Annotated in this window: 22 protein-coding genes, 2 tRNA genes and 1 other annotated feature; of the genes, 6 read left to right on the plus strand and 18 right to left on the minus strand. The window is 42.3% G+C overall.

The genetic code is table 11. From position 1 onward, the window contains the following. Nucleotides 1–316: 316 nt before the first annotated feature. The 15 genes from tig to ABE28_RS16575 form a co-directional block, all read right to left on the minus strand. Entirely contained in the window at nucleotides 317–1,609 is a 1,293-nt protein-coding gene (gene tig, locus ABE28_RS16505) for a trigger factor (protein WP_064465899.1), read from the minus strand. Nucleotides 1,610–1,794: 185 nt separating this feature from the next. Then, nucleotides 1,795–2,829 (minus strand): tetratricopeptide repeat protein, encoded by a 1,035-nt coding sequence (locus tag ABE28_RS16510; RefSeq protein WP_064465900.1) that lies wholly within the window; start codon nucleotides 2,827–2,829, stop codon nucleotides 1,795–1,797. A gap of 176 nt (nucleotides 2,830–3,005) precedes the next feature. Continuing rightward, complete coding sequence (gene leuD, locus ABE28_RS16515) at nucleotides 3,006–3,599, minus strand: 3-isopropylmalate dehydratase small subunit (protein WP_064465901.1); 594 nt, start codon at nucleotides 3,597–3,599, stop codon at nucleotides 3,006–3,008. A 24-nt stretch (nucleotides 3,600–3,623) separates the two neighbouring features. Continuing rightward, nucleotides 3,624–5,033: a 3-isopropylmalate dehydratase large subunit gene (gene leuC, locus ABE28_RS16520; RefSeq protein ID WP_064465902.1), complete on the minus strand. Its 1,410-nt coding sequence runs from the start codon at nucleotides 5,031–5,033 to the stop codon at nucleotides 3,624–3,626. Nucleotides 5,034–5,103: 70 nt separating this feature from the next. Beyond that, complete coding sequence (gene leuB, locus ABE28_RS16525) at nucleotides 5,104–6,216, minus strand: 3-isopropylmalate dehydrogenase (protein ID WP_064465903.1); 1,113 nt, start codon at nucleotides 6,214–6,216, stop codon at nucleotides 5,104–5,106. Between the two features lie 15 nt (nucleotides 6,217–6,231). After that, nucleotides 6,232–7,767 (minus strand): 2-isopropylmalate synthase, encoded by a 1,536-nt coding sequence (locus ABE28_RS16530; RefSeq protein WP_064465904.1) that lies wholly within the window; start codon nucleotides 7,765–7,767, stop codon nucleotides 6,232–6,234. Next, complete coding sequence (ilvC, locus tag ABE28_RS16535; RefSeq protein WP_064465905.1) at nucleotides 7,754–8,782, minus strand: ketol-acid reductoisomerase; 1,029 nt, start codon at nucleotides 8,780–8,782, stop codon at nucleotides 7,754–7,756. The genes ABE28_RS16530 and ilvC overlap by 14 nt, the downstream gene beginning before the upstream one ends. Before the next feature lie 46 nt (nucleotides 8,783–8,828). Then, nucleotides 8,829–9,341, minus strand: a complete 513-nt coding sequence (ilvN, locus tag ABE28_RS16540) for an acetolactate synthase small subunit (protein ID WP_064465906.1) — start codon at nucleotides 9,339–9,341, stop codon at nucleotides 8,829–8,831. 2 nt (nucleotides 9,342–9,343) lie between these two features. Then, the gene (gene ilvB / locus ABE28_RS16545) at nucleotides 9,344–11,059 is read right to left on the minus strand and encodes an acetolactate synthase large subunit (RefSeq protein WP_064465907.1); all 1,716 of its coding nucleotides are present in this window, start codon (nucleotides 11,057–11,059) and stop codon (nucleotides 9,344–9,346) included. Between the two features lie 107 nt (nucleotides 11,060–11,166). Continuing rightward, nucleotides 11,167–11,426 (minus strand) — a binding site (T-box leader). A 265-nt stretch (nucleotides 11,427–11,691) separates the two neighbouring features. Further along, on the minus strand, nucleotides 11,692–12,186 hold the full coding sequence (locus ABE28_RS16555) for a M15 family metallopeptidase (RefSeq protein WP_064465909.1): 495 nt from the start codon (nucleotides 12,184–12,186) through the stop codon (nucleotides 11,692–11,694). A 174-nt stretch (nucleotides 12,187–12,360) separates the two neighbouring features. Further along, nucleotides 12,361–12,702, minus strand: coding sequence for a GNAT family N-acetyltransferase (locus ABE28_RS16560; RefSeq protein WP_083232118.1), 342 nt, complete (start codon nucleotides 12,700–12,702; stop codon nucleotides 12,361–12,363). 237 nt (nucleotides 12,703–12,939) lie between these two features. Next, a complete protein-coding gene (locus ABE28_RS16565) occupies nucleotides 12,940–13,311 on the minus strand; it encodes a YidH family protein (protein WP_064465910.1) in 372 nt (123 codons plus the stop codon). A gap of 57 nt (nucleotides 13,312–13,368) precedes the next feature. Beyond that, entirely contained in the window at nucleotides 13,369–13,542 is a 174-nt protein-coding gene (locus tag ABE28_RS25485) for a hypothetical protein (protein WP_167353409.1), read from the minus strand. 220 nt (nucleotides 13,543–13,762) lie between these two features. Continuing rightward, nucleotides 13,763–14,119, minus strand: coding sequence for a GIY-YIG nuclease family protein (locus tag ABE28_RS25545; RefSeq protein WP_064465911.1), 357 nt, complete (start codon nucleotides 14,117–14,119; stop codon nucleotides 13,763–13,765). Between the two features lie 18 nt (nucleotides 14,120–14,137). Next, nucleotides 14,138–14,893 (minus strand): DUF2087 domain-containing protein, encoded by a 756-nt coding sequence (locus ABE28_RS16575; RefSeq protein ID WP_064466139.1) that lies wholly within the window; start codon nucleotides 14,891–14,893, stop codon nucleotides 14,138–14,140. 260 nt (nucleotides 14,894–15,153) lie between these two features. On the opposite strand from ABE28_RS16575, the gene ABE28_RS16580 reads away from it, so the two are divergent. Further along, the gene (locus ABE28_RS16580; RefSeq protein ID WP_064465912.1) at nucleotides 15,154–15,396 is read left to right on the plus strand and encodes a hypothetical protein; all 243 of its coding nucleotides are present in this window, start codon (nucleotides 15,154–15,156) and stop codon (nucleotides 15,394–15,396) included. Between the two features lie 211 nt (nucleotides 15,397–15,607). On the opposite strand, the gene ABE28_RS16585 is transcribed toward ABE28_RS16580, so the two are convergent. Further along, nucleotides 15,608–15,808, minus strand: a complete 201-nt coding sequence (locus ABE28_RS16585) for a hypothetical protein (protein ID WP_061143516.1) — start codon at nucleotides 15,806–15,808, stop codon at nucleotides 15,608–15,610. A gap of 325 nt (nucleotides 15,809–16,133) precedes the next feature. On the opposite strand from ABE28_RS16585, the gene ABE28_RS16590 reads away from it, so the two are divergent. The 5 genes from ABE28_RS16590 to ABE28_RS16610 all read left to right on the plus strand — a co-directional run bounded on the left by ABE28_RS16590 (nucleotide 16,134) and on the right by ABE28_RS16610 (nucleotide 19,217). After that, entirely contained in the window at nucleotides 16,134–16,412 is a 279-nt protein-coding gene (locus tag ABE28_RS16590) for a hypothetical protein (protein ID WP_064465913.1), read from the plus strand. A 94-nt stretch (nucleotides 16,413–16,506) separates the two neighbouring features. After that, nucleotides 16,507–17,322, plus strand: a complete 816-nt coding sequence (locus ABE28_RS16595; RefSeq protein WP_064465914.1) for a hypothetical protein — start codon at nucleotides 16,507–16,509, stop codon at nucleotides 17,320–17,322. A gap of 12 nt (nucleotides 17,323–17,334) precedes the next feature. Beyond that, nucleotides 17,335–18,069, plus strand: coding sequence for a hypothetical protein (locus ABE28_RS16600; protein ID WP_064465915.1), 735 nt, complete (start codon nucleotides 17,335–17,337; stop codon nucleotides 18,067–18,069). Between the two features lie 10 nt (nucleotides 18,070–18,079). Continuing rightward, the gene (locus tag ABE28_RS16605; RefSeq protein ID WP_064465916.1) at nucleotides 18,080–18,706 is read left to right on the plus strand and encodes an ABC transporter ATP-binding protein; all 627 of its coding nucleotides are present in this window, start codon (nucleotides 18,080–18,082) and stop codon (nucleotides 18,704–18,706) included. Then, entirely contained in the window at nucleotides 18,699–19,217 is a 519-nt protein-coding gene (locus ABE28_RS16610) for a hypothetical protein (RefSeq protein WP_064465917.1), read from the plus strand. The genes ABE28_RS16605 and ABE28_RS16610 overlap by 8 nt, the downstream gene beginning before the upstream one ends. 176 nt (nucleotides 19,218–19,393) lie before the next feature. On the opposite strand, the gene ABE28_RS16615 is transcribed toward ABE28_RS16610, so the two are convergent. Continuing rightward, nucleotides 19,394–19,467, minus strand: a tRNA-Arg gene (locus ABE28_RS16615). A gap of 631 nt (nucleotides 19,468–20,098) precedes the next feature. Next, a tRNA-Arg gene (locus ABE28_RS16620) sits at nucleotides 20,099–20,172 on the minus strand. Nucleotides 20,173–20,308 lie beyond the last annotated feature (136 nt).

Genomic DNA, 20,308 nt, shown 5'->3' on the forward strand with positions numbered 1-20,308 from the left:
ATTTTAACATGTTCTTGGAAGTTTAGTAACAAAAATGCTCACGTGTCGAGTTGTTGAATAAGTACAATGATCAATCAATATGTATTTGCCCTTTACCAGTATGCCCAAAACTTTTGATTTTTAAAATTAGGATTCGCTGTATAAATATGTATATGCGGTATTAGAACTAATCTACACCGAAATCCAAAAAAAATCAATCAGGAAATAACCGATATTTAAAATTTCCACTAATTCTCAATATGTATAAAACAAGGCACGATTACTCGCGCCTTGTTTTTTTAAAAAAGGAACTATTAAAATCCCCTACTTATAAAAATTATTTAGCGTCAACTGTTTTGCTGTTTTCTACCAAGAAGTCAATCGCTTTCTTAATTTTAAGATCGCCTTTGATACCTTCTAAGTTTCCAAGAGCTTGTTTGATCGCATCGATTTCCATATTGTACATTGTAGCCATTTGTCCAAGCTCAGCTTCTACATCTTCATCAGTCGCTTCAAGCTTTTCAGTTTCGGCGATTGCTTCAAGAGTTAAGCTCGTACGAACTTGTCCTTCAGCTTCTTCTTTCATTTGCGCTTTCAAAGCCTCTTCGTCTTGACCTGAGAATTGGTAGTAAAGTTCTAGATTAAGACCTTGAGATTGAATGCGTTGAGAGAATTCATTCATCATGCGGTCCACTTCGTTGGAAACCATAGCTTCAGGAACGTCCATTTCTGCACCTTCAACAGCTTTGCCAATTACAGTGTTTTGAATGAAGTTTTCTTCTTCGTGTTTTTTGTCATGCTCTAATTTATGTTTTGTTTTTTCTTTCAGTTCAGCCAACGTTTCCACTTCGTCGTCAACGTCTTTCGCGAACTCATCATCCAACTCAGGAAGTTGCTTTGTTTTGATTTCGTGGATTTTCACTTTGAATACAGCTGGTTTTCCTGCAAGTTCAGCAGCATGGTATTCTTCAGGGAAAGTAACCTCGATATCTTTTTCAGCGCCAGTTTCAAGACCGACAAGTTGCTCTTCGAATCCTGGGATGAAAGAATTAGAACCGATTTCCAATGAATGGTTTTCGCTTGCTCCGCCTTCGAATGCTTCACCATCAACGAATCCTTCAAAGTCAAGAACAACTGTATCGCCTTCGGCAACTTGTCCTTCTTCTTTCACGACTAGCTCAGCTTGACGTTCTTGTAGAGTTTTCAGTTCGTTGTCAACATCTTCGTCCGTTACTTCAGTGTTGAACTTTTCAACTTCAACACCTTTGTAATCTCCTAATTTAACTTCCGGCTTAACTGTTACAGTTGCAGTGAAAATTAGGTTTTCGCCTTTTTCCATTTTTTCGATGTCGATTTCTGGACGGTCTACAGGCTGAATTCCAGCTTCTTCGACAGCATTTGCGTAAGCATCCGGAAGAATGATATCAAGCGCATCTTGGTAAAGTGATTCTACGCCGAATTTTTTTTCGAACATTTGACGTGGCATTTTACCTTTACGGAAGCCAGGTACGTTTACTTGTTTCACTACTTTTTTGAAAGCTGCGTCTAAACCTTCGTTCACTTTTGCAGCGTCAACTTCGATTGTTAGTACACCTTGATTACCTTCTTGTTTTTCCCATTTTACAGACATGTGTTTCCCTCCAAAAAATCTATATACTTCAATAATAAGCATTGGATGAATATGCTTTGCAAGTGTTAACAAGTCATCCTTCAAATATACCCAAAAAAAACTTGGGATTTCGTCAAAATTAGACGAATTATACATTACAACCACTACATTATACCACAGGTTGAATCTGTTACAACAGCAATAGGTTAAATAATGGGATAAGAAATTTCCTCAAGTTCTTTTAAATAGGACAGAATATCAGCCATGGTTTCCTCTTTTGCGTGATAAAAACCCGCTATGTTCCCCACGGAAACTTCGCCAGCCATGTATTCCTCCGCTAAGGCATGGTAAGCCCCCGCCCAGGAAGGGATGCTTTCCCCCTCCGGTTCGAAAGGGTACAACAAGAACGAATGCCGTTCGATTAAACTATGCACCATTTCAAATAAGCTTGGATTATCCTGACTGATTTTTTCTTCCGTCAGGCTGGTGATCGTCTTATAGAAGTCCGTTTCCTTCATACTCTTCAATTCCGTCGGTAGGATAGCTTTCCATTCATCGAATTTTATAATTGACACTTCTTCGTTGTATTCCTGTTCGGTCAAAATATTCAGGAGCATCGTTTTAAAGAAGGGGTGCCCTTCATCGCTTTGAAGAAATTGCTCGATTTGAGGAATAAACGGTCGGATATTGATATGCGTTATTTTGGAAATGACCAAGAACATTTCACTATCCGTCTTTCCTTCAAAAAGCCCATCCTCTTGTAACTCGGCGGAAATTTGCTCATTTTGCCTATCTTCTTCTTCTTTTTTATCTTCAATTGCCCGTTTACTGAACTGAAGCATCTTTTCGAATTGTTCCTCTTTATCGAACGGAATCTGGTTCTCATCAAATAGCAGTTCGATCGTCGTGACCATTTCCTGATGCTCGCCTAATTGCAGCAGGACCATCAAATGGATATTGATCAGTTGAAAATAGTCACCGATGCCTTTATTCAGCATCTCTATACACAACTCTTTCGACTCCTCATAAAACTCCAATTCAACAAGTGAGACAACAAGCCCCATACAAACCTCATCATCTTCAGGTTCATACTCCCTCGCTTGACTGAAGAGCTGTGCAGCAGCTTTGAAGTTTCTGTTTTCCAGCTCATCCAGGCCTTTTGCCTTCAGCCTTTCACCGAGATTTGGAAAGGCGATAATCCTGGATTCTCCAGCCTTATTTCGGTTTTTCTCATTATCCATCCTATTTTCCGCCTCACCGTTCACTTTTTGAGAAACAGTTTAGCATGGAATGGAAGGAAACACAAAAATTCAATCGGCTACTTATCCCCTATGTCCTGATTTCCCCGGGCCCAATCCATAAAAAATCCCGCTTCTTTCCACAGTGGAAAAGAGAACGGGATATCATCCTTCTACTATTAAATGGAAACCTTCGTTCGTGATTCATAAGCGGAAATCTCTTTGTCATATTGAAGGGTGATGGAAATTTCATCCCATCCTTTCACAAGCATTTCCTTCCAATATGGATGAATTTCAAAGCTTGCTTCGAAACCTTGGTCATCCTTCAAGGTTTGATTGGGAAGATCGATCGTCAACTCGTAATCAGGTGCTGATGCTCCCTCCATCAAACGCTTAACTTCATCAGGTGTCAGGGCAATCGGGACCATGCCGTTTTTCATGCAATTACTTTTGAAAATATCAGCAAAGGACGGGGCAACGATGATATCGAAGCCGTAGTCTTTCAATGACCATGGAGCGTGCTCGCGCGAGGAACCACAGCCAAAATTTTCACCTGCTATTAAAATGGATTTGTTTTGATTATCGGGTTGATTCAATTCGAACTCTGGACGTTCTTTCCCGGTTTCATCGAAACGCCAGTTATAAAATAAAAATTCCCCGAACCCGCTACGCTCGATCCGTTTCAAAAACTGCTTTGGGATGATTTGATCGGTATCCACGTTTTTACGGTCGAGCACCGCCGCTCTTCCTTTATATAAAGTGATTGGTTCCATTTTGCACCTCCAGTTTTATTCCTATCAGTGGACTTGTTCAGTCCGCTGAAAATTTCTGATATCGACAAATTTCCCATGAATGGCCGCGGCAGCAGCCATGGCAGGACTAACCAAGTGTGTTCTTGCTCCTGCCCCCTGCCGGCCTTCAAAGTTTCGGTTACTGGTGGAAGCACAATGCTCACCGGATGGCACGGCATCAGGATTCATGCTCAGACACATGCTGCAGCCCGACTCACGCCACTCAAAGCCTGCCGATTTAAAGACTTCATCCAGCCCTTCATCTTCGGCTTGCCTCTTGACACTTTGCGAACCGGGGACGACCATCGCCCGAACCCCTTTATGAACCTCCTGGCCTTCTATCATTTCTGCAGCTTGTCGCAAATCCTCGATCCGGGAATTCGTACAAGACCCAATGAAAACATGCTGAACGGGAATATCCGTGATGGCCATGCCTTCCTCCAGGCCCATATACTCAAGTGCTCGATTCAATTCCTTGGAATCGATGACATCCTCGGCAAAGGTCGGCACCTTTCCGTCTACACCACTAGCCATTCCAGGGTTCGTGCCCCAGCTTACCATTGGTGGAATAAGGCTGCCATCGAGAAAGATTTCTTGGTCATACACAGCATCGTCATCACTGGCCAGTGATTTCCAATCCTGAACACAACGCTCGAACTCCTCCCCTTTCGGCACATATTTACGACCATTCAAATAAGAAAAAGTCGTTTCATCCGGAGCGACCAGACCTGCTCTCGCTCCCCCTTCTATGGACATATTGCATACGGTCATTCGCTCTTCCATGGACATATCCCGGAAAACTTCCCCACAATATTCAATGATGTGGCCCGTACCAAAATCGACACCGAATTTGGAAATGACATATAAAATGACGTCTTTCGCCTTCACGCCATGCCCGAGCATCCCATTGACCTCAAGCTTTAAAGTTTTCGGTTTTGTTTGCCATAAAGTTTGCGTCGCCAATACATGCTCGACCTCACTTGTACCGATTCCGAACGCAATCGATCCGAATGCACCATGAGTGGAGGTATGACTGTCTCCACAAACAATTGTCATCCCCGGCTGCGTCAGCCCCAATTCCGGACCGATGACGTGAACGATCCCTTGTTCCGGGCTATCCAAATCAGCAAGGCGGATACCGAACTCCTTACAGTTTTGCTCAAGTGCTTCTAGCTGCTTCCTGGCAATATCATCCTCGATGAAATAGCGATTGACGGTCGGTACATTATGGTCCATCGTCGCGAAGGTACGGTTAGGCCTCCTGACGGTGCGCCCCTTTAATCTCAACCCCTCAAATGCTTGCGGCGAGGTCACCTCATGGATATATTGAAGATCTATATACAATAAATCCGGTTTACCTTCCTCTTCATTCACAATATGACGGTCCCATATTTTCTCTATTATCGACTTTCCCATCCGTATCCACCTCGATCAAATTCTGTATTTTTTTAAAAAACACGGCCTAAGGTTAGGCCGTGAAAGACGTTTATGCATAAGCACCCATAATATTGGAAATGGCTTCCTGGTCTAAAAGACTGGCTTTGATTTCGGAAATCATCTCTGAAGTAGAGGTGATTTCCGGTTGGCCATTTGCGATATCGCCTGTTCTTAAGCCATATTCAAGCACCGTTTCCACAGCCTGCTCGACGGCATGTGCCTCATCCTCCAAACCAAAGGATAACCGCAGCATCGACGCCGCTGATAAAATGGTCCCGATTGGATTGGCAAGGTTTTTACCCGCAATATCAGGTGCAGAGCCATGAATCGGCTCATAAAGATTCGGTCCTTGCGTAGATATCGAAGCCGAAGGAAGCATACCAAGCGAGCCGGTCAATACGGACGCTTCATCACTTAAAATATCACCGAACATATTTTCCGTTACGATAATATCGAATTGTTTCGGGTTTTTAATCAGCTGCATGGCCGCATTATCCACAAGCATGTGTTCAAGCGTTACATCGGGATAATCGTTGGAGACTTCCTCGGCCGTTTCACGCCACATCCTGCTGGATTCAAGGACATTCGCTTTATCGACGGATGTCACCTTTTTCTTCCGATCTGATGCCAACGCAAACGCCAGTTCAAGAATACGTTTCATTTCACTTTTCTGATAGAACAGCGTATCGACGACCGCTTCTTCGCCATCCCTTTCCACTCGTTCACTTGGCGTTCCAAAATAAAGACCTCCGGTTAGTTCCCTGACGATCACGAAATCCACATCTTCAATGAATTCCTTTTTAAGGGGCGAAGACTCCGACAAGCTGGAATAGTAGCTGATAGGACGGATGTTGGCATACAGATTCAAGTCTTTACGGATTTTCAGCAACCCTCGTTCAGGCCTAAGATGGGCTGGCTGATCATCCCATTTCGGTCCTCCTACGGCTCCTAATAATACCGCATCGCTGTTTTTACAAATCTTCACCGTTTCATCTGGCAATGGTGAACCTGTAAGATCGATGGCGCCGCCGCCAATATCACCATATTGAAAGTCAAACTCATGTCCGTATCTTTGGGCAACGGCTTCGAGGATTTCCACAGCGCCTCTTGTCACTTCTTTCCCTATGCCGTCTCCTTGAAGCACCGCAATATTCCTTTTCATCGAAATCTCCCCTTCCTATTGTAATACTGCCTTTTCTTCCAATTCCTTCATGATGATGACACGGTTCACAGCGTTCAAATATGCTTTGGCGGATGCTTCGAGAACGTCCTGATCAAGGCCGCGGCCGCTCGTTTCCACACCATCAAAATCAATTTTGACAAAAACTTGAGCAAGGGCATCCATTCCGCCGCCTATTGATTGAATTCGGTAGTCCTGCAAGTTCACTTCGCACCCCAAGCATCTCTCAAGCGTATTATAAAGGGCCTCAACACTTCCTGCGCCTGTAGCCGCTTCCTGGATTTCTTCGTTATCGCCTTTTTTCAACGTTACCGTCGCTGTCGCTGTCTGATGTGTACCGTGAGAAATCTGCAAGGAGGCCAAGTCATAAAAGCTGATATCCGTCGCTTTCTCTTCAAGCACAAGTGCCACGATATCTTCATCCGTCATTGTCTTTTTATTATCAGCCAATTCCTTGAATTGAACGAATAGCGAGTTCATTTCCTCATCCGAAACGGAAAAATTCAATTCTTGCAATCTCTCTTTGAAGGCATGACGCCCTGAATGTTTGCCTAATACGAGTGAGTTGGAGGATACCCCGACTAGTTCAGGCGATATGATTTCGTATGTCGTTTTTTCTTTCAACATGCCATCCTGATGAATGCCTGACTCATGGGCGTAAGCATTGGCACCAATTATGGCTTTATTGGCAGGAACCTGCATGCCTGTCAGACGACTGACCAAATCACTGGTCCTTTTGATTTCGTTCAAAACAAGATCCGTTTTTGCGTGATAGAAATCTTTACGGATGTACAGCGCCATGGCCACTTCTTCTAGTGCAACGTTTCCGGCACGTTCGCCAATGCCGTTGATCGTTCCTTCCACTTGTGTCGCCCCGCCTTCGATGGCAGCCAATGAATTGGCCGTTGCCATTCCAAGGTCGTCATGGCAGTGTGCCGATAAACTTACCTTATCAATAGAAGGAACATGTTCCCGAAGGTAGCGGAAGATGTTGCCGTATTCGATAGGAGCGGCATAACCTACCGTATCCGGTATATTGATGACCTTAGCACCAGCCTGTATGACCGCCTCGACGATCTCCGCCAAATAGTCAAGCTCCGTTCGACTCGCATCTTCTGCGGACCACTGGACGATTGGAAAACGAGCTGCCCCGTATTTGACCATCTCGACTGACTTCTCAATCACTTGCTGCTTCGTCATTTTCAACTTATATTCACGATGTATCGGGGAAGTGGCGATGAACGTGTGCAATCTCGGTTCCGCGCCCATCTTCAATGAATCCCAAGCTGCATCGATATCCCCTTTCACCGCACGCGCCAGCCCTGTAACAGAGCTGTTTTTAATTTTGCGCGCGATTTCCTGGACCGAATTGAAATCTCCTTTTGATGCTGCTGGAAAACCAGCTTCGATAATATCGACACCCAGCCTTTCAAGCTGATAAGCTATTTCAAGTTTTTCGGAAAAATTCAAGTTGACTCCAGCCGATTGCTCCCCATCCCGAAGCGTCGTTTCAAATATATTAATTTTTCGCAACGGCTACCACTTCTTTCTCTTTTTGTTGAGGTTTGACGAATGGCATCATATTTCTTAATTCACGCCCGACCACTTCGATCTGATGTTGGTTTTCACGATTATTGATGGCATTGAAGACTGGGCGATTCGCTTGGTTTTCCAAGATCCATCCTTTAGCAAACTCACCGTCCTGGATATCTTTCAAGATCGCTTTCATGGCCTCTTTCGTCGTTTCCGTCACAACGCGCGGTCCGGACACGAAATCTCCCCATTGAGCTGTGTCGGAGATCGAATAGCGCATGTTCTCCATTCCGCCTTCATACATAAGGTCGATGATCAATTTAAGTTCATGTAAACACTCGAAATAGGCGACTTCCGGCTGATATCCGGCTTCTGTCAAGGTTTCAAAGCCAGCTTTGACTAAGGATGTCAGTCCGCCACATAGGACCGCTTGCTCACCGAACAAATCCGTTTCCGTTTCTTCCTGGAATGTCGTTTCCAATCCGCCCGCTCTTAATGCGCCGATTGCCCTAGCGTACGCAAGAGCCAATTCCCTTGCATCTCCCGTTACATTTTGATGGATGGCAAACAATGCCGGTACCCCTGCCCCTTGTTCATATGTACGGCGAACTAAATGTCCAGGACCTTTTGGAGCTACCAATAATACATCTACGTCTGCCGGAGGAACGATTTGATTGAAATGGACATTGAATCCGTGCGCGAACATTAACGCTTGACCTGCACGCAATACCGGTTTGATTTCATCTTGATATACTTTAGGCTGAGTTTCATCCGGCAACAGGTTCATGATTACATCTGCCTGTTCAGCCGCTTCTTTAACCGTGTAAACGTTGAATCCGTCTTCCACCGCTTTATCGAAGGATTTTCCTTTTCTGATTCCGATGATCACTTCAACGCCGCTGTCACGAAGGTTTTGTGCGTGTGCGTGTCCTTGTGATCCATATCCGATTACTGCTACCTTTTTATTGTTGAAAAAATTCTCGTTTGCTTCTGCGTTATAATATACTTTTGCCATAATAATTACATCTCCCTTTTCTTTTCATGTTTTTTAGTATTTTGTTTTATACGATGGTTGCGCTTTTCGCATGTGCCATTTGCATGCCCCGCGGGATGGCAGCTGTCCCTGTCCTTGCCAATTCCTTGATGCCATATGGTTTGATCAGTTCAATGAAGGCTCCGATTTTATCGGATTCCCCAGTGATTTGTACGGTCAGGCTATCTTTGCTGACATCGATGACGGATGCTCGAAACGGTTCAATCAATGCATAAATCTCGGTCCGGCTCTGTGTGGTCACCACTATTTTGATAAGCGCAAGCTCCCTCGCCACAATGGATTGGTTCGTAATGTCGATCACTTTCAATACTTCGATTTGCTTATTCAATTGCTTCGTGATTTGTTCGACGACCGCTTCATCATCAACATCGACCACGAAGGTCATTCTTGAAATGCCTTCCTGCTCGGATGGTCCGACAGCCATGCTTTCAATGTTATAATTTCTTTTCGTGAACAGGTTCGTAATCCGATTCAGGACACCTGGCCTGTTGTTCACTGTGAGGCTAAGAATTCCCTTCATTACTAAACTCCTTCCATTTCATCAAGCCCTTTTCCTTGTGCCACCATCGGAAAGACATTTTCATTTTGCTTTACACGAAAATCAATCAACACTGGGCCATCAGTCGCTAACGCTACATCGAGGCAGCGGCTTGCTTCTTCCTCCGTCGTCACCTTGTATCCCGGTATTCCATATGCATCAGCCAATTTCACGAAGTCTGGATGCGATTGGAAAATACTGTGTGAAAAACGATTTTCATGAAAGAGTTCCTGCCACTGCCTAACCATTCCGAGCGCCCCATTGTTGACGATGATGATTTTGATCGGCAGCTTCCTTTCGGCAATGACCGAAAGTTCCTGAAGGCACATCTGGAATCCCCCATCCCCCGATATCGAAAGCACCGTCGCCTTCGGATCGGCCAGTTGTGCCCCCAGGGCCGAAGGAAGCCCAAAGCCCATCGTCCCCAGCCCCCCCGAGGTGACCCATGAATTCGGTTTGTTAAATGGATAGTATTGCGCTGCCCACATTTGATGCTGTCCGACATCCGTCGTGACAATTGCTTCTCCATTCGTTTTTTCATGAAGCATCTGGATGACCCGCTGCGGTTTCAGCACTCCCTCTTCCTGTTCATACCGCAATGGAAACTCTTCATTCCACTTCGTCAGCTGCGCCGTCCATTCTTCGATTTCAGGCTTCCTGCCGTTTTGTGCAATCAATTCCTTCAGCGCTTCCTTTGCACTGCCGACTACCGGAATCTTCGTCGGGATGTTTTTACCGATTTCAGCTGGATCAATATCGATGTGGGCGATTGTTGCATGCGGTGCGAACTTGGCCAGATTACCGGTCAAGCGGTCATCGAACCTGGCACCGATATTAATTAATAGATCACATTTCGATAACGCCATATTGGCTGCAAAACAGCCATGCATACCGCCCATTCCGATAAAGAGCGGGTGATCGGCGGGAAATCCCCCAAGCCCCAATAAGGTGTGGACGACAGGAATGCCTTGCTGCTCGACATAGTCCTTTAATAAATGGGACGCCTTCGCATGCAGGACTCCTGCCCCTGCGAGGATGACCGGTCTTTTCGCTCCGCTTACCGCCTCCACAAGCTTTCTGATCTGCAGGTAATTCGGATGGGTTGTCGGCTGATAACCCGGGAGATCCATTTCGGGCTCGGTTTCCAAGGACGCCGCTTCCACAATCGCCATGTCTTTTGGGATATCGATCAATACAGGTCCAGGCCTTCCGCTTGAAGCGATATAAAAGGCTTCTTTTATGATGCGCGGGAGGTCTTCCGGTTTTCTTACCTGATAGTTATGTTTCGTAATCGGGGTTGTGATCCCCAGTACATCTGCCTCCTGGAATGCATCTGAACCAATCACACTTGTAGAGACCTGACCTGAAATAACGACCAGAGGCAAGGAGTCAATCATCGCATCCGCCAAACCGGTAACAATATTCGTTGCACCGGGACCTGAAGTGACGATGACCACCCCCGGCTTGCCGGTGATTCTGGCGTATCCTTCAGCTGCATGGATGGCGCCTTGTTCATGCCTTGTCAAAATATGAAAAAGCTCCGAGCTATAGAGCTTGTCATAAATCGGCAATACCGAACCGCCCGGGTAACCAAAGATGACATCGACATTTTCCTTCTTCAATGCATTCAACAAGAACTCGGCACCACTGTAATGCTTCTTGCCGCTTTTCCGATCAGCCACCACTGATTTTTGTGCCATTTCGTAAAGACCTCCTTCTCTTTCTCACCCTTTTAAAAATCTGAATTTTCAGCTTTTTGCGCATACAAAAAAGCCTTCACACCCCAAATGTACTTGCCTTTGCAAGTTAAAGGGGTGAAAAGGCTTGATGAGCCACTCCACGGTACCACCCTTTTTCGCATGAGTTTCCATGCGCACTTCGAACGGCCTATAGCCATTCTCTGTTTTGGTAACGGGTACTGGTACGCACCCGTTCAGCTCTACTAGTCTGACGTTCAAGCTGAAACTCCAAGGTGAGTTCATCTTTCGGGACAATACCGGTTCTCAGCTACCCGGCTCTCTGTGAATGCCTTGTAAAAAGACTACTTATCCTCTTCAATGTTTTTCGCATTATTCAGTATTTTCAGAAATGATTATGTGTGATGTCTTGTATTTGTGATTATCTTACGCGTATTTCAGATGGTAGTCAACAGGTTTTTGAGAATTTTTTGATAATTCCAAATTAAAAGAATTATTGTATACGCTTACATACCTGCCACGGCCATATTCTATAAAAATGTTATTTCAATAATTATTTTTTTGGAAGTGGCCATTGAAGTACGAACCTCTTGTCGAAAAATCACCTCTTGTAGCAGATGCCGAATCTGGGCTTTTCACTGCCCGTCTTCTTTCTGGTCCCGAATTCTGGATATAAGTCTTGGCCTCCACCCCTGCTGGAGATTTCTTATGGAAAGCCCACCTGTCATTTCAAGGTGCGGAATATCCTTGAACAGGGAAAAATCCCCGCCCCAAACAAACCCTAGTGATTTCGCGATGACCGCTACTCTTGTCCACTTTTTATCATCAGTCCACATTGCGCGCCTGCCGTCATCGCCAACAATGACAAAATCTACAGCTAACCCATAATTGTACAACGATTGACCCGGTTTGGCATAGGTCACGATCGGCTTGGATTTGTCCGTCCTCCCATGCCCATACAATTGGGCTTGCTGCGAAAAACTTCGATGACCGAGTGTTATTCGTACCATTATCCCTTCTTCATATGCTAATTTCACCACTTCCAGCATCGTCTCTTTCACGATCGGGTTCATGCCGCTTCCCATACATTCGTCCGCGGAATTCAAAAGGGTTTGCAATTTAATGGCCATATTGGCACCTCCCCTATATTTAATGCAAGCACAGCCGCTTGCGGAAAGGCACTTTACGACAAAGTTTGGATGAAGGCACTTTCAGGAGATGATACGCAAGCGATAAAAAGGCAAAAGGGCTGGAGAAGGAAGGGGTCAGAATACATTTCTCCCTCCCAGTTCCAGCCCTTTCATTCATTTAGCCCAAACATCCGCGTATTCCGCATGTTTTTCGAACTGCTGCTGAACGAAGGAACATACCGGAACAATTTTCAGGTTTTCCTCACGTGCAAATGCAACTACTTTTTCAAGAAGGGCATTTCCTACCTTCTGACCGCGAAGCTTGTCAGACACGACAGTATGGTCGACGGTAATTTCATGAACACCTGATTTAAAGAATGTGATTTCTGCAAGCCTTTGGCCATTTTCTTCAACAAAAAAGAATTCTCCCCTTTTTGGATATCCACCATATGGATGACCTCCTTTCAGATCTCTTTTATCATATCTCACAAAATCGAAATTAAACAAATGATGCATATCCGGCTCCCTTACTCCTCTTCATCTGCAGATCTGCTGGTGAAGACTTGCCATGTAAAGCTTTCTCTCAATGATTTTTAACACAAGATCTCCAACAGGATGCTTTAGAGAACGAAATCCACGGAGCATTAAGGCAGCCCTGCCCACGGACCTAATGGAAGGAATCTTACCAAATCGATGTAATCATATAGAAAGAATTAAAAAACTGCCCTATGGCAAGGGCAGGATGAAAAACTTTCATAAAAAGGAAAAATATAAAACGATCATTGATAGCAGGATGACCATGAATACTGCGATAAGTATGACGTTCACACTGGAGGGCTGGAAGGTCCCTTCATGGATTTGCCGCCTCTTCTGCAGATATGCGGCCGTTGCCAGCACTGTAATGATAAGGCCCAAAGCACACGCGAACATGCCGAGCACGATACTGATCAAATCTATCCGGGCATCGCGATGGACACCGATCGTGAAATGCAAGCTCGTCGTTAGAAAACCAACCCCGACGATTGCAATCACCGTTCTAATCCATGCTAAAAAGGTGCGTTCATTCGCGAGGTGCTGCTGGGCATATTTCAATTGATTTTTATCCATGTCATCATTGCGCTTCATTCATTTGGCTCCATCCAATCCTTTTATGTACTTTACCCCGTTTTTACACATCACCCATCATTTTTTAAGGAGAGAAAAAGCCCTGATCATCGAACCTATGAACATAAGCCCCGCACCGCCAAGCAAAAAATATATACAACGTGTTTTATCAATAACATTCAAAGGATAAAGCAAGGCACATAGTGCTATGATTGTCCCTATCCCGGTCATCACCCATCCTAGTTTTTTCATTTGCAGCTCCTATAAATATATTATTTAGTGAACGTTTTTCTACGAAAACGATTCACCCCTCAATAATAGCTTAAACCATTTAAAAACCAACAACAAGTAGACCATGAAATTATACACAAAAAAAAGAACCATAATCGGCTCCTAGTTGAAAATTTCCACCTTTTTGTCTCTTCCTTAATACTAGCTAACCTGCCCTTCCTTCAAGCAGAGCTGTAGTGATTCAGTCGGCTTTCTCCTTGTTATAGCCGCGTACCCCATACGGCTGCACCTTCTCCAGCCACGCTTCTTCAAGTTTTTGCAGTTCCCGTTTCGTATCAAAAAAACCTGTTTCCTTCGGCTTTAATACCTCTAGCACCTCAAAGACAAAAGCATCTTTTCCATAATGATTCCACTCCTCTTGCAGCGCTTTATTGGTACTGGTTCCCATCGATAATTCAAATTGTTTACCTTTCAATGTCTTCAGGTTTCTTGTGCTCGCGATCAACACCTTCTGATTTTGCTGATTTTTTATTTGATAAATTCCCGCTTCAACTTTCGTTTCTTTAAATAATTGCTTCAATTCTTTTTTGCGATCCATCTTCATTGCCCCCATTCTTCATTTCTTCAGCCAATATTGGCTCCCATCAGACGTTCTATCCAAAAATCCGTATTCAATCAAGTATCTTCTCAAAAGAACATGATCGTGATAGACCGTTTCTAATATTTGATTGATTTCTTTTTCATCGTACTTCCGCTCATTTTCGAACCGTTTCGTAATTTCCTGGAGAATGAGCAGCCTTTGTTTTTCCTTTGGCGGAAAAGACTTCAATGCATCCTCGCTCCCATGAGGGAAAAACTTCTTTAAAACCACGGCTTTTTCATCCTCTGTAACGTTATAACGGTCATCGACCATCCTTGCTTTTTGATGGAGCGGAACGAATGCCGGCGCATGTTCATCTCTCTCTTTCAAAAGTTCCATCATCGCTAAAAAAAGCTTGGCTTGACGCTCCTTCTCCTTCAAAACAAAACGGTGGTTCCGAATGGTCGAAGCACTGCCAATACCCATTTCCTTTTGAACCTCGGCATCGCTCTTTCCTTGGTAAAACAGACGAAGAAGGCGATTTTGATGTTCCGTGAGACCCGTAAGTTTTTTATCAAGATCCATCAAGTATTCAAATACGGATCGGTGTTCACGTTCGATATGAATGCGTATATACCGCTTCGCCTCATAAAGAACCCCCTCCTCAGGGTATACGATCCCTTTCTGAACCGCATGTCCGCACAATAAGCATGTATATTGCCGCTCATCTTCGATATACCCTTGTTTAAGTTCATCCTGAGATGCACTCCAAAACATTTCTGCCTTTTCCAAAAACAAACACTTCCTCTTTTTGTTTACTATATAATAAACATAATATTCATTAGTTTGAAATATGTCAAATCTTTTTCCTACTTCGCCATCATCGGCAGGCGCTTTTACGAAAGTTTAACTCAGACTGATGTTACTATACAGGAATAATAACCTATACGGGGGGATTATCGCGGATGTCGAATGATAGCCATCCGTGTATCATTTTCTTATCCTCCTAAAATGCTATAAAGGACCGGACAAAACTTAAAGGGGGTTATACATTGAAAGATGAACACGAAACGAAGAATACTGCCATTGAGAACCCCGACCTACATAGGGCATTACGTGATTTATCGGAACGATTCAACCTAACCATGACTGAATTATCTGCAACGGTTAGAATTCTCATCCAAAACCAAGCAGGCATCAAGCTATATGATGAAGATGAGGAAAAAGACTCTCCTGTCGAGGAATGGAAGTCAGCACTCATCAAAAACGAGGAAATCATCAAAAAAAACCTGTAAACACTTAACAGGCTTTGAAAGTAACGATATAGGTTTAGCGGTTCGGAACAAGCGCCGAGGATGCTCACGGACAGCCTCTGGATACGCTAAGCACATGCTGCAGTGCCATATAAAAGTCTGTAGAGAAACTCTGTTAACATTCGCGTTTGTCTACAGATTGAAGCATATGAAGCATTACAGGAAAAGCTAATCCGTTAAAGCTCTTAACGAATTAGCTAGGCACAAACTTCAGTATTCCCTCCAGATAAATTCCTTGCTCCTTGCGCGTGCATTCCCTCAGCTTGATTCTACCTTCGTTCTCTAACTCCTTGGCTAATTGGGCCACCTTAGTTCCATCTTCGGCTATCTCGACTGAAAAGAAATTACCCCGAGTGGAAGTTTGAATGAACTTGAACAAACGATCTTTATTCATTTAAACAACTCCTTATCCATTACAAATTCGACATAAAAAGCAATCCACCTGCGATAATTTGAAATTAAATACTTCTTACCTGCATGTGAATATCTGCCGCCCTCGATAGAAAGATTCAGTTTCAATAAAAAACAAAACACTTTTATTTTTTTATAAATTACCCGATACAAAAATCGTCATATAGTCCCGTTTACTCACTATTTTTTTCATTATTCATAGATAAAATACAGACTTTTTACTTGTTTTTGTTTGAAATTTATCAGAATATTATATATACTTTAGGTGGTTGCAGCCAATATAACCTTTAATTGGAAGGAGAATTGCATTGGCTGAAAAATTTGCACCATATTCGTTGAGAAAATCAAACACTAGAGGTGTTGTTAATTTATCAAACGATTCTGGTTCTGCATGGATTACAGCAACTATGAAAAACTCTGATGGTGTATACATAGGTGGAACAACTGTCCAAAGAGGAAAGCGGGCCACATTTTCAGCTGTAAATTGCAAAGTAGGGTATAAGTACAAATTAGGGCTAAGAAAAACGAATAATACCGGCGGAGGAAAAGTGACGATTAAAGGTTCTTGGTCCGCAAGTGGAGGTTAAACGTTAATGGAATAATAAGTGTTGTCCGGGATTTCATTCTTGGGCAACACTCCTTTTAATAATTAAAGCTAGTAGAAACAGCGGAGGAAATTCAATGTTACTCAGTAAATTTAAAATCAGAAGCAGATATATGGCGTTAGCATCATTTTTGTTGTTTGGCGGATTAACCCTTTCCTGGGTGTTTGCTAGTCATTATTTTGAAATCATGACTATGGATTATAACGCACCTGATTTAGTAGGGTCTAAAGAAGACATCAGACACAGTTTTATAGCAGGCATTTCAACTTGGGAAGTATTTGTTGATTCATCGATGTTTCACATCATCAACTTCATTCCCGTTTTATTCATATTACCTACGCTTGGATTATTCACAGAAAAGAGAAGTTTATACGTTCTCGGAAGACATCGATTTCCATTGATAAAGAAGGCTGTTTATAGAGATGTCATACAATATACATTGTTATCAACGTTTACTGTTGTATCAACCTATTTATTGTATTATTCGATCGGGGCAATCTTTGTTTATCGCAGTCTTGATGATATAGGAGGATTTGCTTCGATTTTACCTCACAATTTTTATAGCAGCCATCCTTACCTCTTCTTTGTTTTCATGGTATGTACGATTTATTTATGTTTAGCATTCGTGTTCAGTTTGTTAGCGTGTGCATTGGTTTTATTATTAAATCGAGAGTATAAAGTCATTGTATCGGTATTAATCATCTATTTTTTGTACGGAAAACTAGGTGTTTACACTCAAAGTGTTTGGTTTGACATTTTCGCATCCTTTACCGCTTTCAATACTATGTATTCCACATTGGAAGCATTTCTGCCATTGGTTCTATTATTTATCATGGCGATAATATTACTGATCGCAGGTGTAAATAAGACAGTTAAAAATCCAGAAAGTTAAAGGTCTAAAAAAGTGGCGATAAAAAACTATCCAATATTATTACTAACCGTTATGATCACTTCCATTTCATTAGCTTTTATTAACTATATCCAAGGCTATCAACATATCATCATCTATATGAATGACTATAATGAATCGTTACCAGCTGAAGCGATCCTTGATCGGATCTTTGTTAATAAAGCCTTTAACCAGAATGAACATATGGAAGGAAATAGCGTTCTTCATTTCATCAGTCCATATACGTTTTATGCAGCGTCGATTTTTTGGGGTTCCATTTCTTTCCTCATGATCAAGAAAACCTATCATCCATTTGTTTTTTCCCGAATCAACCTGCAACGAGAGGCTTTAAGAATAATCAGGGGTCGATACATCCTTCCTGTAACGTTATTTGTATTTATATACATCAGTTCCATTTTTACGTTCGTTTTTGTTCATGGTGCACTGGAATTTGAGTATCCAGCTTCAATCATAAGACAATTTTTATTTTTTGGCATCGCAAGCATTCTCATTTCCTTAGGACTTTCATCAATCTTGTTTTACCTCTATTTGAAATTCCAAGAAACGATGGCATTATTGACTGTGTTCATACTCATTTCCGTATTATTCATCATGGATCTGCAACTAAAGACGTTCAGCATTGTATTTATTAGTGGAGATGCTTATTATGTAGGCGGGATGATTTTGGGAATATGCTTAATGATTCTTTCCCACTTTTTACTACGGAACTTGAAATATAAAATTGCATAGGGGCCTTAAAATGATTAAAGTACAGAATATTAATAAGAGCATAAAACATCACACCATTCTAAATAATATTTCCTTATCTATTAATCCAGGTATTTGTGTGGGCTTTGTAGGGCCAAACGGATCAGGCAAAACGATGTTGTTAAAAGCGATTTGTGGATTTACGGCAATTAATGATGGCGAGATTTGGGTGGAAGGCAAACGAATCCTTTTCAGTAAGAAATATATTGACAATGCCGGCATCATCATTGAACAGCCTCCATTCATAAACTACTTAACTGGCATGGATAATTTGTCCATCTTAGCGAATATACAAAAAAAGATTACAAAAGAAGATATCGTTCAAACCTTAAAAAAGGTGGATCTAGCTCAGGCAAAAGACAAAAAAGTGAAGGAATATTCCTTAGGCATGAAACAACGCTTGAGGATAGCGCAAGCTATTATGGAGAATCCGAATATATTAGTTTTGGATGAACCTTTCAATGGATTGGATAAGAAGTCCGTTATTGAGATCCAAGAGCTGTTATTGGATTACAAGAAGAACGGAGTCACGATTTTACTGACAAGCCATGATGATAGGCAAATAAATTATCTTTGTGACCTAGTCTATGAATTGAATGGAGGCGAACTCGTTGAATAAAAAATATGCTTGTCTTATCTTGGGCATACTCTTACTAACAGCATGTTCGCCATATGGAATTACTGGAAATCCAGAAGATGCTAGTGATACCGAATCCACTCCTGAAGAAATAACTGCCATGGAAAATCCTACAACTTTTTCAATAACAGTGGAGGAATTTGAAAAAGAGATAGTAAACAATGATAATCAAAGGCTCCTGATTAAAACAGAGTCAGGTTTCAATACAAAAGATAATAAGATCCAGCTTACTTATGATTTAACAGATGAAAAGAAAAAACTAGACGACCTTTTTTTATTCGTTGAGGAATCTAAAGAAGACTTCCCCACTATTGAAAAGAAATTCACGGCTGTTTTAGAAGTGATTTTTCAATCTTTGGACGTATCCTATGATATAAGCGAATTAAAAGCTAATTTAAAAGGAAATGATTTCCTCGGTATGGATACGGACGATGTTTCCGTATCCATAACAAATAATAGTACAAATATTCAATTGGCTATCATTCCGAAATAGCGACATATACGCCTGAAAGGGCTTAAGCTTATTTTGCGTCACCCGCACTATTATTCATGGTGAAAAATATATATAATAATTTTTTCCCGAAACTTTTCTAAAAACATTTCTAAACAAATAAAAAATCACCCTGAAATGTTGACCAACCAACATTTCAGGGTGATTTTTCTAGTTAGTGTCCCAGGAGAGATTCGAACTCCCGACCGACGCCTTAGAAGGGCGTTGCTCTATCCAGCTGAGCTACTGAGACATGATGCTGTCCCTTATCAGCCAAACAACAGGCATATCAAAGGTTTACACAGAATTAAAACTTTCACTGTAAGACTACACTATATAAATAGTAGGGATTAGAACAATTCCCTAACAAAGTTCTATTACCATGTATCAGAATACCCTAAAGCTTTAAAGTTTTCAAGTACTTATGTATAATATGTTTGCTTTATTTATCACATACACATTTCATAAAATACTAGTTACTCATTCCGATAGATCCAGAAGACTATGGGGCATGAAAAGCGTAGCACTTTAAGTCTTTCAAGAGCCTAAATAGGCATGATTTTAGCTCGCAGTTTCAGGCGAACATTTATAGACGGAGACACCCTCTCAAAAATTATTGTAAGGACTTCTATCAGCAGCAGGAGGAAAGGTCTTAAGATTATCAGCAACTTCCCCTACATCCAAGTCAAGATACTGAATTGTAGCAGCTCAGCTCAATGTGTGCTCCTTGCTTAATAAGAGAAATGCCAGCCTCACCCTTATCTGTCTCCTCCGATATGGGTATTAGGAGATAATAGAACCAGGCAGGGATATTGCATTGCATGAACGAAAAAAGGTATGCTCACACAGTGTTATAACCTGTGTTAGCATACCTTTTCTGTTAGTGTCCCAGGAGAGATTCGAACTCCCGACCGACGCCTTAGAAGGGCGTTGCTCTATCCAGCTGAGCTACTGAGACGTTTATGATATAAGTTGCGGTACTACTTATGTATTACCTTAACTGTTCCCTTAGGACACTTCTTATTATAGTAGGATATCAAAAGAAAGTCAACGATTTTTCAAAAAAAGTTTTTTCCTTTTTTTGAATCCAGGAA

Origin of the sequence: Peribacillus muralis, assembly GCF_001645685.2 — a bacterium.
Taxonomy (GTDB): domain Bacteria; phylum Bacillota; class Bacilli; order Bacillales; family DSM-1321; genus Peribacillus; species Peribacillus muralis_A.